At 59.0% G+C, this 13666-nt stretch carries 16 protein-coding genes; 7 read left to right on the forward strand and 9 right to left on the reverse strand.

What is annotated here, in order from left to right; translation table 11 throughout:
* Positions 1-6: 6 nt before the first annotated feature.
* The 3 genes from RSK20926_RS02215 to RSK20926_RS02225 form a co-directional block, all read right to left on the reverse strand.
* Complete coding sequence (locus RSK20926_RS02215; protein ID WP_037253323.1) at positions 7-1017, reverse strand: DUF418 domain-containing protein; 1011 nt, start codon at positions 1015-1017, stop codon at positions 7-9.
* Between the two features lie 161 nt (positions 1018-1178).
* Positions 1179-2042 carry an S-methyl-5'-thioadenosine phosphorylase gene (locus tag RSK20926_RS02220; RefSeq protein WP_037253325.1) on the reverse strand — a complete coding sequence of 288 codons (864 nt, stop codon included), beginning with the start codon at positions 2040-2042 and terminating at the stop codon, positions 1179-1181.
* Positions 2043-2175: 133 nt separating this feature from the next.
* Entirely contained in the window at positions 2176-2604 is a 429-nt protein-coding gene (locus RSK20926_RS02225) for a helix-turn-helix domain-containing protein (RefSeq protein WP_008204120.1), read from the reverse strand.
* Positions 2605-2678: 74 nt separating this feature from the next.
* On the opposite strand from RSK20926_RS02225, the gene RSK20926_RS02230 reads away from it, so the two are divergent.
* A complete protein-coding gene (locus RSK20926_RS02230; protein ID WP_008204121.1) occupies positions 2679-3179 on the forward strand; it encodes a DUF2938 family protein in 501 nt (166 codons plus the stop codon).
* 307 nt (positions 3180-3486) lie between these two features.
* A complete protein-coding gene (locus tag RSK20926_RS02235) occupies positions 3487-5130 on the forward strand; it encodes a SulP family inorganic anion transporter (protein WP_037253327.1) in 1644 nt (547 codons plus the stop codon).
* A gap of 270 nt (positions 5131-5400) precedes the next feature.
* Here RSK20926_RS02235 and RSK20926_RS02240 read toward each other — a convergent pair whose 3' ends face one another.
* Both RSK20926_RS02240 and RSK20926_RS02245 read right to left on the reverse strand, forming a co-directional pair.
* Positions 5401-6045: a CatB-related O-acetyltransferase gene (locus RSK20926_RS02240; protein WP_008204123.1), complete on the reverse strand. Its 645-nt coding sequence runs from the start codon at positions 6043-6045 to the stop codon at positions 5401-5403.
* A gap of 8 nt (positions 6046-6053) precedes the next feature.
* Positions 6054-6662, reverse strand: coding sequence for a flavin reductase family protein (locus tag RSK20926_RS02245; RefSeq protein ID WP_008204124.1), 609 nt, complete (start codon positions 6660-6662; stop codon positions 6054-6056).
* A 113-nt stretch (positions 6663-6775) separates the two neighbouring features.
* Between RSK20926_RS02245 and RSK20926_RS02250 the strand changes: the two genes are divergently transcribed.
* Together RSK20926_RS02250 and RSK20926_RS02255 are read left to right on the forward strand one after the other, a co-directional pair.
* On the forward strand, positions 6776-7321 hold the full coding sequence (locus RSK20926_RS02250) for a GNAT family N-acetyltransferase (protein ID WP_008204125.1): 546 nt from the start codon (positions 6776-6778) through the stop codon (positions 7319-7321).
* A 48-nt stretch (positions 7322-7369) separates the two neighbouring features.
* A complete protein-coding gene (locus tag RSK20926_RS02255; RefSeq protein WP_037253544.1) occupies positions 7370-8149 on the forward strand; it encodes an EcsC family protein in 780 nt (259 codons plus the stop codon).
* A 250-nt stretch (positions 8150-8399) separates the two neighbouring features.
* On the opposite strand, the gene RSK20926_RS02260 is transcribed toward RSK20926_RS02255, so the two are convergent.
* From RSK20926_RS02260 to RSK20926_RS02270, 3 genes are all read right to left on the reverse strand, one after another.
* Positions 8400-9526 (reverse strand): IS3-like element ISRosp5 family transposase gene (locus RSK20926_RS02260; RefSeq protein ID WP_085979690.1). Its coding sequence is split into 2 segments (ribosomal slippage): positions 8400-9262 and positions 9262-9526, totalling 1128 coding nucleotides; the frame shifts between segments, so codons are not numbered across the junction.
* Positions 9527-10065: 539 nt separating this feature from the next.
* Positions 10066-10230 carry a transposase gene (locus RSK20926_RS22330; RefSeq protein WP_269724374.1) on the reverse strand — a complete coding sequence of 55 codons (165 nt, stop codon included), beginning with the start codon at positions 10228-10230 and terminating at the stop codon, positions 10066-10068.
* Entirely contained in the window at positions 10215-10811 is a 597-nt protein-coding gene (locus tag RSK20926_RS02270; RefSeq protein ID WP_008204130.1) for a hypothetical protein, read from the reverse strand. Before RSK20926_RS02270 ends, RSK20926_RS22330 begins: the two co-directional genes overlap by 16 nt.
* Before the next feature lie 568 nt (positions 10812-11379).
* On the opposite strand from RSK20926_RS02270, the gene RSK20926_RS23310 reads away from it, so the two are divergent.
* From RSK20926_RS23310 to RSK20926_RS02280, 3 genes are read left to right on the forward strand one after another with little or no spacing between them, the layout of a single operon-like run.
* Positions 11380-11505, forward strand: a complete 126-nt coding sequence (locus RSK20926_RS23310) for a hypothetical protein (RefSeq protein WP_008204131.1) — start codon at positions 11380-11382, stop codon at positions 11503-11505.
* Positions 11506-11532: 27 nt separating this feature from the next.
* Positions 11533-12066: a DUF1178 family protein gene (locus RSK20926_RS02275; RefSeq protein ID WP_037253547.1), complete on the forward strand. Its 534-nt coding sequence runs from the start codon at positions 11533-11535 to the stop codon at positions 12064-12066.
* A 27-nt stretch (positions 12067-12093) separates the two neighbouring features.
* Positions 12094-12735, forward strand: a complete 642-nt coding sequence (locus tag RSK20926_RS02280) for an SDR family oxidoreductase (protein ID WP_008204133.1) — start codon at positions 12094-12096, stop codon at positions 12733-12735.
* Between the two features lie 106 nt (positions 12736-12841).
* Here the strand turns inward: RSK20926_RS02280 and RSK20926_RS02285 are convergent, their stop codons facing one another.
* On the reverse strand, positions 12842-13621 hold the full coding sequence (locus RSK20926_RS02285; protein WP_008204134.1) for a HalD/BesD family halogenase: 780 nt from the start codon (positions 13619-13621) through the stop codon (positions 12842-12844).
* Positions 13622-13666: the final 45 nt, after the last annotated feature.

The following is a 13666-nucleotide window of genomic DNA, read 5'->3' on the forward strand; positions in this document are numbered from 1 at the left end:
CCCGGATCAGCCAAACAACTTTGAAATACCGCGCATGGCGGCTTCCAGCGGCCCTCGGCGCAAGAGGATCATCCAGAGCCAGGAGGCCAGCGCCGAAAAGGCGCAAAAGCCCAAGCTATAGCCAAAGATCTGCAGCGGTGTAAGGGAGCCGTCCAATTGTCCCATGACCTCCAGAGTGCCCATGCCCAGGAGAACATGGGCGATGTAAAGGCTGAGCGCCATACGTCCAGGCGCGGCCAGCCATTCGGCGATGCCTAGCCGGTTGAGGCCGGCGCCAACACGTAGCAGGAGCCCGATCACCAGGGCCGCCGTTCCGCTGGCCGCAAGAATGTAAAAGGGACCAGGGGGGATGGCGGCGGTGCCAAAGACCTCTTGCAGCTCGGGGTCGCTGGTCAGATTGGCGGGCAAGGCCCCAAGCACTGCCGCAGCCAGACCCCAAAGAACAAGGCGGTTCTGCACGGTCTTGGCATAGAGATCCTGCCGACCGATCCACATGCCGATGAACAGAAAGGCAACCCAGGGGAAAACCGGATGCCAGCCGTTGAAAAAGGAATGACGCAAAAACCCCTCAAGGGTCCAGAAATCACTGTATTCCAGCGTTTCCCAATTCCAATGGGCCTCATAGTCCAGAAGCACGAGAGAGAGAAAACCCAGCACCACTGCGCCAAGTGCTGCAAATAGCAAAACGCGGCCAGAGGCGTTTAGGAAGGGCAAGGCCACCAGAAAGTACAAGGCATAGAAATGCAGGATATCGGCCTCGAAAATCAGTAAGTTCACCATACCGATGAAAAAGAGGAAGCCAGCCCGCGCCAGGATCTCTGCGCTAGAAGCGCGCCCCATTGCCAGACCAATGCCCGCCAGTACAACAAAAAGCGCCGCAGCACGCCCTTCCAGCGCATTTGTCAGGAGGGATGGCAGATCCGCGCCCGGCGTGACCTGGGCGGCAATGCGGAAATTGACCAGAACCATGCCGCAAAAGGCCAGGTACCTGGCGATGTCCAATCCGTGTAGCCGCATGAGGGTCTCCTGAAATCCATCAAAGCAAATCTGCAATACCAAAGATAAAGGAACCCCAGTGGCAAAAGAAAAGGGGCGGAGGAAAACTCCGCCCCGGTTGCGTCATCTAGGTGCTCCGCTGCCCAGCGTTTCCGGAAGGGAAGCGCTGGCACTGAACAGTGTTAGCCCAGCACCCGGCCAGCCACCGCATCCAGCTTGGCCAGCAGGGCAGGGTCGCGTTTCTCCGGGGCGGTCATGATGGCGAATTCCAGCGCCTTGTCGCAGAGATGTGGGCAATCGGCGCGCTCCCGGCCCAGAATGGCGGGCAGGCGGCGCACCATCTCGCGGCCATTGTTGGAATTGTCCTGCAGGGTGGCAATGATCGCGGTGATATCCACCGCGCCGTGGTCCGGGTGCCAGCTGTCATAATCGGTGACCATGGCGATGGAAGCATAGCAGAGCTCTGCCTCACGGGCGAGCTTGGCCTCTGGCATATTGGTCATGCCGATGACATCGCAGCCCCAGCTCTCGCGGTACATCTTGCTCTCCGCCATCGAGGAGAACTGCGGCCCTTCCATACAGAGATATGTGCCGCCCCGGTGCACATTGATGCCCGCCGCGCGTGCGGCCTGCTCAGCCGCATCCGAGAGGCGCTCGCAGGTGGGATGCGCCACGCTCACATGGGCGACGCAGCCACTGCCGAAAAAGCTCTTTTCGCGCGCGAAGGTCCGGTCGATGAACTGGTCTACGATGACAAAATCTCCGGGCGCCATTTCCTCGCGGAAGGAGCCGCAAGCAGAAACAGAGAAGACATCAGTGACGCCTAGCCGTTTCAACGCGTCGATATTAGCGCGGTAGGGCACCTCGGTGGGGCTATGCACATGGCCGCGCCCATGGCGGGGCAGAAAGGCCATTTTGACCCCATCTAGGCTGCCGGTCAGGATCTGGTCCGAAGGTGCGCCCCAGGGGGTCTCCACCGTGACCCATTCAGCTGCCTCCAGCCCGTCGATCTCATAGATGCCGGAGCCGCCGATCACGGCAATCATCGTCTCTTTGCTCACCTGCTCACCTCCTCAAGCTGCGGATCACCCGGTTGTGCCGTCGAAAACGCGGTTTGACAACCGCGTTGCCTCCGGCGGAGGTATTTTCAGCAAAGTGAAAACCCACGGGACTGCGTGGTCAGAGCTTTTGCCGATCCTCACCGGTCCAGGTCAGTGCCTCTGTCATCATTTTGCGAAAATTCGGGCATTCGGCATGGCTGGGGGCCTGACATTTGGCCACATGGCGCAGGGCACGTGACAGCAGGCTGAGCTCACGGATGCGGCGGTCGACCTCGTCCGCGCGTTTGGATATGCGGCTACGGTCCAGTTCAAACGAGGCTTCTGCAAGGGCGGCAGGGCCCAGGGTCTCTGCGATCTCCTGCAAGGAAAAACCGGCGCGCTGGCCCAGGGTCACAAGCGCGAGACGATCCAGAACCGAGGCGTCATACTGGCGTCGCAACCCCTTGCGGCTGTCGGCGGCGATGAGGCCGAGACTCTCATAATACCGCAGCGCCGAGGGTTTCACACCGCTAAGCCGGGCCACTTCGGCGATATCCAGTGAATTCATGCTTGACCTAAAGTTGGCTTTAATTTGCACAGAGGACACCTGTTACAAGGATCCGTCAAGAAAAGGAAAGCGGGATGAGCGGAAATTGGCAGGCCATGGTATGGATTTTGGCCGTTGGAGTATTTGCAACCCTGTTTATGGATGGGGTTGCCTGGTTGCGCGCGCGTCTTTTGGGGCAGCGCGGGCTGGATTGGGCCGTGGTCGGGCGCTGGCTGGGGCATGTCGCAAGGGGGCGCTTGGTTTTGTCCAATCCGCAGGCAGCAGATCCAGTGCCCTATGAACGGGCTTTGGGCTGGGGTTTGCACTATGCGGTCGGGGTGGCCTTGGCGGCGCTTTTGTGGGGGCTGTTGTCTTGGGGTGTGCTGCGAGAACCGACCATCCTGCCGATTGTGGGCTTTGGGCTGGCGACAGTCCTGTTGCCTATGCTGATTATGCAGCCGGGACTGGGTATGGGGTTGGCGGCGCGCTATACACCGCAGCCCTGGTTGGCGCGGCGGCGCAGCCTGGTGACCCATTTCACCTTTGGGGTGGGCCTCTATCTTGGAGTGGAACTTGTGGCGCGGGTTCTGGGGTGATGTATTTGCCGGTTCGACTGCCAGTCGGCCCTCAGCCTGAAAACAAACCCCTCTCTGAAAGAACGGTCTCTTTAGGTTTCCGTTCCACCGGCGTGCGCCGACGCTACCTATTGTGAACCAGGCGACAGGGGTGTTGACCCTTTGTTTCGCGTGCGAAGCATTGGGACAGAATGGGTGACATATCGGGCTCAGGGGCTGCTCACATGGTGGAATAGGGGGCTCGGCGCGGCTTCACCCTTGCCCCATCGGCGGATTTCGGCTAGGGGCGGGCAGCGAACACCAAGCTCCCCAAACACAGGTAGACCCCATGAGACGCGCCGCAATGGCCCTGCTGGCCAATCGTATTTCACCGCCGAACCTCTCCATCATGCAGGATGAGGGCTGGTCGGTTGGCCGGGTCCGCACCGAGCTGTTGTCGGGTCTCACCGTGGCGCTGGCGCTGGTGCCCGAGGCGGTGGCCTTTGCCTTTGTCGCCGGGGTGCACCCGCTGGTGGGGCTTTACGCAGCCTTTCTGGTTGGCTTGATCACCTCGCTCTTTGGCGGCCGGCCTGGGATGATCTCTGGCGCGACGGGGGCGCTGGCGGTGGTCATGGTGGCCCTGGTGGCGCAGCACGGGGTTGAGTATCTCTTTGCCACGGTGGTGCTGATGGGGATCCTGCAGGTCATTGCCGGAGCTTTGCATTGGGGCAAGTTCATCCGCCTGGTGCCGCATCCGGTGATGCTGGGCTTTGTCAACGGGCTGGCGATTGTCATTTTCCTGGCGCAGCTGACGCAGTTCAAGGTGCCGGGGACAGAGGGTGCCGAGTGGCTGAGTGGCTTGTCGCTCTATTTGATGCTGGGTCTGGTGGGGCTGACCATGGTGATCATCTGGGGCACGCCAAAGATCACCAGCATCATTCCTGCGCCGCTGGCGGGGATCGGCATTGTGGCGGTTCTGGTGATTGCGCTGGGGCTGGATGTGCCGCGCGTTGGCGATATGGCCTCGATCGAGGGTGGGTTGCCACGGTTCCACAATCCCTTTGGTGAAGGCCTGGGCATCTATGGTGATGCGCTGGCGCCCTTTACTTGGGAAACCCTGATGATCATCCTGCCCTATTCGATCATCCTGGCTGCCATTGGGTTGATCGAGAGCCTGTTGACCCTGAACCTGGTGGGTGAAATCACCGGTAAGCGTGGTGGGGCCAGCCAGGAGTGCATCGCACAGGGGGCGGCCAATGTGCTGACCGGGTTTTGCGGCGGCATGGGCGGCTGTGCGATGATCGGCCAGTCGATGATCAATGTGAAATCCGGCGGCCGCACTCGCATCGCGGGCCTCGCGGCGGCACTGTTCTTGCTGTTGTTCATCGTGGTGGCCTCGCCTCTGATTGAGCAGATCCCGCTGGCGGCCCTTGTGGGTGTGATGTTCATGGTGGTGATCGGCACCTTCGCCTGGAACTCTTTGAAGATCATGACCAAGGTGCCCTTGATGGATGCCTTTGTGATTGTGCTGGTGACCGTTGTCACAGTGATGAGCGACCTTGCGGTGGCGGTTGTTGTTGGTGTTATCGTCTCGGCGCTGGCCTATGCTTGGAACAACGCCCGTCGTATCCACGCCATCACCCGTGAGAGCGAGAGCGAGAAGGGTGCCAAGGTCTATGAGATCGAAGGGCCGCTGTTCTTTGGCTCCACCGACGGGTTCATCGAGCTCTTCGACGTGGAAAACGACCCCGACAAGGTGATTGTCGAGTTTGAACGCAGCCGGGTCGTGGACCAGTCAGCCCTACAGGCGATCGAAGCGATTGCCGGCAAATATGAGGCTGCTGGAAAGACCCTGATGCTGCGTCACCTGAGCCGTGACTGTCACCAGCTGTTGACCAAGGCGGGGCATCTGATGATCGATAGCGATGATGACCCGGAGTATCAGGTCGCCGTTGACTACTCGGTCAAGACCGGGATCCTCGGCGGTCACTGAATCGGCCAAATAGATGCGTGAAAGCGCCGCGCCTTCTGAGAAGGCGCGGCATTTTTGTCTCTGGCTCACCAAAGCAGCAAATGCTGCTTCTCACCTCCTTTGCCTATTGCCCCTGCCTGGCAGAGCACCCTCTGAAAGCCGCAAGCAAAATAGCCGTATCCACCCCCTGCGGGTGTGGAACCTCGGCGATTTGGCTGGCGTTTTCATCCGGGCCCTGCCTTTGGGGCTGCAAGGCGAAGGCGGCTCCGAAGCAGCAGATGCAAGGGGGGATCAATCGGGGGCGAGGCTTTCCAGCATGTCGAGGTCACCGGAGAGGAGGGCAGGCTCTGCTCGCGCGATCAGCTCGGCAGGCCAATGCCACCATTTGAGCGCCAGTAGCCGGGCGATCTGGGGTTTGGGAAACCGGTATCGCTGCACCGCGCTGGGATTGCCTGTGACAACCGCATAGGGCGGGATCTTGCCGCGCACCACGGCGCCTGCGCCGATAATGGCGCCATCACCGATCTGCGCCCCAGGCAGCACCAGGGCGCCATAGCCGATCCAGACATCATGGCCCACAATCGTATCACGGGTGTCAGGCTGGAAACCGGCCATCTCCTCCGGATCAAAGACTGGGAAGGGATAGCAGCTGATCCCGTCCTGAGCGTGGTTCGCAGAGGCGGTGATGAAGCGCACCCCATGGGCGATCTGGCAGAACCGCCCGATCACCAGCCTCTCCCGCGCGCCAGGGAAGAGATAAGGGGCGAGATGGCTGGCCCAATCCTGCGGCGGATCGAAATCCGAGGCATAGGTAAAGGCGCCGACCTGCATATTCGGGTGGTCGATTGCGCGGTTGAGCATCACTGTGCCCGCATGGGGTTGCCCATCCGGGAGGAGGATGATCGGGTTGCGCAGGCTGGGGTCAGGCAGGGGCATAGGCGGCCTCAGTCGTCGGGGCGGGCAAGGGAGAAGACCTCTTGCACCACAGAATAGTCACGATAGCCCATGCGGGCTAGGGGCTGGAACCGGGTGACGTCGAACAGGCCGTCGATCAGGCAATCCTCGCGCAGGTGAATGCCAATGACCTCGCCAAAGGCGACCCGGTTGCTTTCACCTGGCAGGGTCACGATCTGGGTCAACCGGCATTCCAGGGCAGCCGGCACCCCGTCGATGCGGGCGCAATTGATGCTCTCGCAGTCCACAGGCGTCAGCCCTGCGTGGGTGAACTCATCCACTTCCTTTGGCAGCGCGGCAGAGCTGGCATTCATCGCGTCGCGCATTTCAAATGCCACCACATTGACGCAGAAAACACCTGTCTCCGCGATATTGCTGAGGCTGTCCTTGGTGCCCGAGGTTTGATCCGGCTTGCCGCTGGTGGTGGCAAACATCACCTGCGGCGGCTCATAGGCGACCCCGTTGAAAAAGGAATAGGGCGCCAGATTGTTGGTGCCATCCGTCGCCCGGCTGGAGATCCAGCCAATGGGGCGCGGGGTGATCAAGGCATTGAAAGGGTTGTGGGGCAGCCCGTGGCCGTCTTCTGGGCGGTAGAACATGCGCGTCTCCAAGTGTTTGCCCCAGGCTTACGCCCGTGCTAGGGCGAATGCCAGCCCCGGAACGCAGGACGTGACGCTGCCTGGGGGAGGGGCACGCGCGGAGGCAAGAGAGCGTGATTGAACTGATCGCAGAGACGGCAGAGGATCGCTGGGAGGTCGAGGCCCTATATGATCTGTGCTTTGCGCCGGGCCGCGAGGCGCTGTCGTCCTACCGTTTGCGCGATGATGTGCCGCCGGTGCCGGGCCTCAGCCAGGTGGCGCGGGATGAGCTGGGCATTCTGGCGGGGGCCATCCGTTTCTGGCCGGTGCATATCGCACCAGAGGGTGCGGAAGCCTCCGAGTGGTCGTCAGCGCTTTTACTCGGGCCGGTCGCGGTCCACCCGACCCACCAGGGGGAGGGGCTGGGCGGATCCCTTATTCGCGACAGCCTGGCCAAGGCCCAAGAAAGCGGCTGGGAACGCTGCATGCTGGTGGGCGATGCGCCCTATTACCGGCGCTTTGGCTTTCAACAGCTACCCGGCGTGGAAATGCCGCCCCCCACCAATCCGGAGCGTGTTCTGGGCCTCTGTCTCGGGGGTAAGGACTGGCCGGGGGCCTGGGAAGGCATTGCCGGCAAGGTCACGCGCTGGCAGGGCGGTGATCTGCCCGCCAGCTCTTGAAACCAGCGCGATTGAGGCCAATCTCTTGAAGCAGAGGGAGGCATGAGCATGGGTGAAATCCTGACAGAGCTGCGGAACCTGTCACCACAGGAAACCGAGGCTGAGTTGCAGGCGTTGGTAAAGCGCTACCAATCGGCGGGTGGCATGGGGCTCTCGGTGCTGAACCTTATGGGTACCCAGGCGGAGAGCCTGTTGAACAAACTGCCCAAAGGCGTGCAGCAGCAACTCGGGGGCGCGACAGAGCAGGCGCTGCATCTGGCGATGCAGGCCGCGCGCGGGTCGCGCCGGGTGCTGCCGGGGCAAACGGCTCAGGTGAACCGGATCCTCAGCAGTGCAATGGGGGCCGCAGGCGGCGCCGCCGGCCTGCCAGGGGCGCTGATTGAACTGCCCGCCACCACGGCTTTTTTGCTGCGCACGGTGCAAGACGGTGCAGCGGCGCAGGGCTTTGACCCCAATGCGGATAATGTCTGCTTTGATTGCCTGCGGGTCTTTGCCTCTGCCGGGCCGCTCTCCCGCGATGACGGGGCCGACACCGGGTTTTATGCCCTTAGGATGAGTCTCTCTGGCCAGGCGCTGAGCCAGGTGATCCGCACTGTGGCGCCCAGATTGGCCACGGCCATGGGCCACAAATTGGCCGCCCAAGCGGTGCCGGTTCTGGGTGCAGCAGCCGGGGCCACGGTGAATTATGTCTATGCGGGCTATTACCACGAAATGGCGCTGGTGCATTTCGGCCTGCGTCGGCTGGCGGTAGAGGCGGACCGGCCGGAAAATGACATTCTGGAGGAGTTTGCGGCGCGCATCCCGTTGCGCCCCGCTGGTGCCAAGTGAGGGTTGATTGCAGGTGGAACCCTGCTTTTCTACCATTGTGTCTAAGCCAACGAAAAAATTGAGTTTGCGGCTTTGATGCACTGATTGTTGATCGAATGATATTGGAAATATGTTGTCAGCAATAATGTAGTGCAAGGTTGGAAATGTATGGCTAAAGAGAATTGTTTTAGTACCGCGCTTCGCGACCAAGCCGTTGGGCAGATCGCGTTTTCCCACTGATCAGCCCCATCGAAGTGGTCCAGTGTGAGTGTTAGTGCATGATCGGCCTGGTTTCCACCGGAACGATGGCTTCCGGAGCCGGTGGGCGATAGCCCAGAGCACTATGCGGCCGTTTTGTGTTGTAGTGATTTCTCCATTGTTCAATCAGGATCTGGGCTTCACGCAGGCTGTAAAATACCTCTCCATTCAGCAGCTCGTCTCTGAAGCGCGCGTTGAAGCTTTCACAGTATCCGTTCTCCCAAGGTGATCCTGGTTCAATGTAGGCCGTTTGGGCACCGACCGCTGCGATCCAATCTCGAACGGCCTGAGCAATGAACTCTGGGCCATTATCTGATCTGATGAAAGCAGGAACGCCACGCAGGATGAAAAGATCTGTCAGCGCGTCAATAACTTCTGCCGAGTTCAAGCGCCTCTTCACCCGGATCGCCAGGCATTCCCGGCTGTGTTCATCCAGAATGTTCAGTGTCCGGAACGCTTTCCCGTCATCCGTTCGATGGTGCACGAAGTCATAGGACCAGACATGGTCACGATATTCGGGCCGGAGTCGAACACACGACCCGTCGTTCAGCCAGAGCCGTCCTTTCTTCGGTTGTTTCATTGGAACTTTCAGCCCCTCACGCCGCCATAGGCGCTCAACACGTTTGTCGTTGATTTGCCAGCCGGCGTCTCTCAGAAGAGCCGCTATCCGACGGTAACCGTATCGACCATATTGGCGTGTCAGTTCGATCATGTCAGACACCAACCGGTCTTCGTCAGCACGTCCAACAGGCACCCGCCTCTGTGTGGAACGGTGCTGTCCCAGAACACGGCAGGCGCGACGCTCTGAGACGTGGAACTGGCGTCGCACATGATCAATGCAGTTACGGCGGCGCGAGGGGCTCAGAAGTTTCCCCGTGCAGCTTCCGACAGAATGAGCTTGTCCAATGTCAGATCAGAAACTGCCCGACGCAGCCGGTCATTCTCCTTCTGAAGTCGCTTTAGTTCCTTCAGTTGGTCGGTTCCCATACCGCCATATTGCTTGCGCCAGAGATAGAAGGTTTGTTCTGTAATCTGCACCTGTCGAATGGCGTCTACGCGCGGCATCCCTTGGCCGCAAAGCACCTCAACCTGCCGTAACTTCGTGACAATCTCTTCGGGCTTGTGTCGCTTGATTCCCATATCTGATCCTCCGTTTCCTAACTATACGGGCGGATCACTTCAGTGGGGGAGGATCAGTATTCGAAAGTGGCATCACTCTGACAGTGAACAACAAATACTCGTTTCTCGGTGGGCAACCGGACGATTTCGATGGGGCAGTTGTGACTGGGTTAGAGACGAGTTCTGCTGCCTTTACTATGCGCTTTGGTGGGAATTTGTCCCTATCGGTTGGACTGGGTGAAGAAGACTATTTTTCCCCTGAAGCTATGGTGCTGGACACAGGCAAAGGCGGCATTTTTGTTTGGAGATGATCTCACTTTCGCTCGCATCCCTCTAGGTTGTTCTGATGACAAGAAAAGGCGTTCCAATGAAAACACTGATCTATTGGGGCGCAGTCTTCATTTTGTTATGTCTGCTGGTGCCAAGTGAGGGTTGATGGTGGTTTGCATCTGTCTGCTTTGAGCCCAAAGTCCCGGATGCTGCGTTTGCGACGAACGTCAGCTTTAGATTATAGACAGACTTGACGCGCTCCAGAAGACGGGACACAAAGAACTGAACGACTACCGGCTGGCGCCGGTAGGATCCGCGATGTGGTTTTCCACGTACTGAAGTACGATGTCTTCGGTGATGGCGCCGTTGGTGGTTGAAAAATACCCTCTGCCCCAAAACCGGCAGCCCCAATAGCGTATATTGGCGATGTCAGAAAAAGTTAGCGAGACGTGCAACTCTTGATCCTGGCTTGGATCGTGCCGCCCAAGCTTTCGGCTTTGGATCGGTCCCAAGGATCGGGCTTACTTGGTGAAATTGGCGGATTGATCTCGAACCACGCCCAAAGCGGATCAACCCTTTGACAGAAATCATGATCCGTATTGCAACTGTCCCAGAAGCTTGCCTCCCTCTCCAACTTCAATCCATTGGCGTCTTTCTGTCCCTTGTAGACAAAGAACTTTTGCACGCGCCTCTCTCCTATCTTCTCAAGACCTAATCCAGCAAACCGAATGATGGGAGATCCTGAAGTGAGGTTAACATAAGTCTTCGACCCGCGGTCAAATTTTGGGTGCAGCCTTCCAAGATCGACGGCCTTTTCGATCAAACGGTTGAGTTTGCGGTTCTTATCATACGAGTATGTCTTTACGCGCAGGATGCAGCTATCCCCTGCAATTTCGACGGTCTGTTTGATGTCTGAAAACTCAAACGACCCCAATTCTTCAATCCTTCGATTGAGCTCACTCGCAGACTGTTGAGCTTGGGCAGCGGGCGCAGTTAGAAAAACTGCAGCCACGCCAATCAATAATAAGTGAAGCATCCTGTCCTCGAAGTTGACTACCTCAACATAAAGTCAAAATCGTTTTTCTGCGTCAAGCGCGATGCGACCCAACCAAAGGAAAATGCGAGCGAAAAACTCTAGCTACAAACGGCCGAAAATCGGGTTTCAGGGCAGTAAGAAAACGTAATAACATCTGCATTTGGTGACAATCTGACCGCCCGCTTGTCAAAGCGAGAGATAGGAGGTTACGAAGCCTCTGCGCTTAATGTAGCGGCATTTCTAATTTCGGCTGTGGCTCTTTGGCCGGCGAATTCCTTCCAACCGAAGGCTTTCGTCACGCCTTATCTTCTTGGCAGAACCAATCTGCCAGGCTCTATCGGATACGGCGTTTCGTCGACTCTCCTGCTCTACGCTTTTTCATCGCTTGATGCGGGGACCGCCGCCGTTTTGGGCTCTCTTTCGCCAATCCAGATACTTCCAACCCTTTGCCTTAAGGAGGGCTTGATCCATCGTTTCTTAGCTATTGTCGGAGCTTTTCTGGCAGTCGCAGGCACAACAGTCATTCTTTTGCCGTGATCGAAAACAGCCATTGGCGCAACTGCGGCGAATGGCAGCTTCGTCCGCAATCCTGTCAGAAAGTTCCACCGATTGGCGCGGACAACTGCGCGATGTTGGGGAAGCTGCAGGCTTGGGCGGCATTCCGCTCTTGATCTTGACCATGTTGGGTATTTAATCAGCATTTCCTGCTATGGATGGGATCATGATCAATTACAGCCTCAAATGCGCCAAGGGTCACAGCTTTGACAGCTGGTTCCAGTCGGCCTCCGCCTATGACAAGCTCGCCGCCGCCGGCATGGTGGCCTGCAGCTTTTGCGGCTCGACTGAGGTTGAAAAGGCGATGATGGCGCCAAGGGTGCGTCCGGGGCGCAAAGCCGCCTCCAAGCTGGGTGAGCCAGAGCAGCCACAGGCAGTAGCACCATCGCCACCGGCACCGGCCACAACTCCCGCCTCTGCGGCCCCTGTTCCGGCGCAACCCGGCGCGGCGGGGCCGGGTGCGCTATCTGTCCCCTCTGGTGAGCTGGAGAGCGCCATTCGGGAGCTGCGCGAAAAGGTCGAGAAGAACTCGGACTATGTGGGCGACAATTTTGTGCAAGAGGCCCGCGCCATGCATCTGGGGGAGAGCCCAGAACGCGCCATCTACGGCGAGGCACGTATGGATCAGGCCAAGGAGCTGATCGAAGAGGGCATTCCAGTAATGCCCTTGCCCTTTGGTCCCAATCGCAAATCCAACTGAAACCCTTTTCCAACAAGGTCAGACAATATGCATGCAGTGATCACCGGAGCCAGCCGGGGGATTGGCCGCGAACTCGCCGAGCGGCTGCGAGAGCAGGGCCATGAGGTGCGCGGCACGGCAAGGGGGCATTCCGCAGGCCATCGCCTGGATGTGACCGATCCCGGTCAACAGGCCCGTTTTGCCGCTGAAATTGGTGAGCGGCCGGTGGATCTGCTGGTCTGCAATGCCGGGGTCTATCTGGACAAAGGCATGGCGCTGGAGGAATACACCGCGGAGATCTGGGGCCAGAGCCTGGGGGCCAATGTGACCGGCGTGTTCCTGACGGTTCAGGCGCTCCTGCCAAAGTTGCGGCTGGCGCAGGAGCCAAAGATCGCCATCATCTCCTCGCAGATGGCCAGCCATCACCGCGCGCCGGGCGGCAGCTATGCCTATCGCGCCTCTAAAGCGGCGGCGCTGAATATCGGGCGCAATCTGGCAACGGATCTGAAACCGGAGGGCATCGCCGTTGGCATTTATCATCCGGGTTGGGTGCGGACTGATATGGGCGGCGAAGAGGGCGATATCAGCGTCGAGGAAAGCGCTGCAGGCCTGTTGGCGGAGTTCGAAAAACTCTCGGTCGAAACAACGGGTTGTTTCAATACCTGGGATGGACGTCCACACCAGTACTGAGATGGGCCCATGTCAGGGCAACAGACCTGACGCGGCCATAGGATTGGCAGAATTCAAGGCGAAGCTCCTAGGACAGGGCTGCGCCTTTCTTTTTCGCGCGCGCCTCTTAGGAGAGGCGGCCATAGAAGGTCATGCGGGCCGCCTCGGAGAGGGAAACACCGGTTTCGGCGTTATAGGCCAGCACTGCCAGCATCCGGGTGCGATCTCCGGCATTTGGCGCCACCCGGTGGATGGAATTGCGACCGCGGAAGAAGACCAGGGTTCCTGCCTCGGCTTCCATGGTCTGGACCGGGGTCTTGCCATCCAGAATGGCTGTGACATCGTCAAAACCCATCTCGCCGTGATCCGCATCCCGAACGCCGGTCACATATTCGAACTGCCCTCCCGCCTCAGGCGCCTGCACCATCAGCGTGATCGAGAAGGAAGAGTTGTCGAAATGCCAGCCCAGTTCCTGGCCCTTTTCGTGGAAATGCAGATTGATTGACGAAAGGGGGTCGGCATATTCATGCAGCTGCTCTTCCCCCAGAACATGGCAGAGAAAACTGCGAAACTCCGGATCATCATAGAGTGCCCGTAGGGCCGAGGCCTGAGGGATCTGGTCATCGGTGAGGCAACCCTTGGAGGAGGTGACAAGTCGGTTTCGGGCATGATCCTCGGCATAGTCCGGGTCAGCCTTGCTCAGATAAACTGTGTGTTGCTCGGTCTTGGCATAGACGTCTCCGCGATTGGCCTCACCCTCTTCCTGGACCGACTGGATCACCGAGGGCAGGACAAAGCCTGGCATCACAAAGACACCTGTTTTGTCGAATTCTGCCTTGCAGGCCGCACGGAAGGCAGGGTCAGTAATCGGGAAGCTCTCGAGGTCGATAATTCCAGTCAGGCTCATTGGGGATCTCCATGTTCGCGTGGTCCGTTGCAACCTTGATATCCG

The sequence above is a fragment of the Roseobacter sp. SK209-2-6 genome, from assembly GCF_000169455.1.
Classification (GTDB): domain Bacteria; phylum Pseudomonadota; class Alphaproteobacteria; order Rhodobacterales; family Rhodobacteraceae; genus Pseudophaeobacter.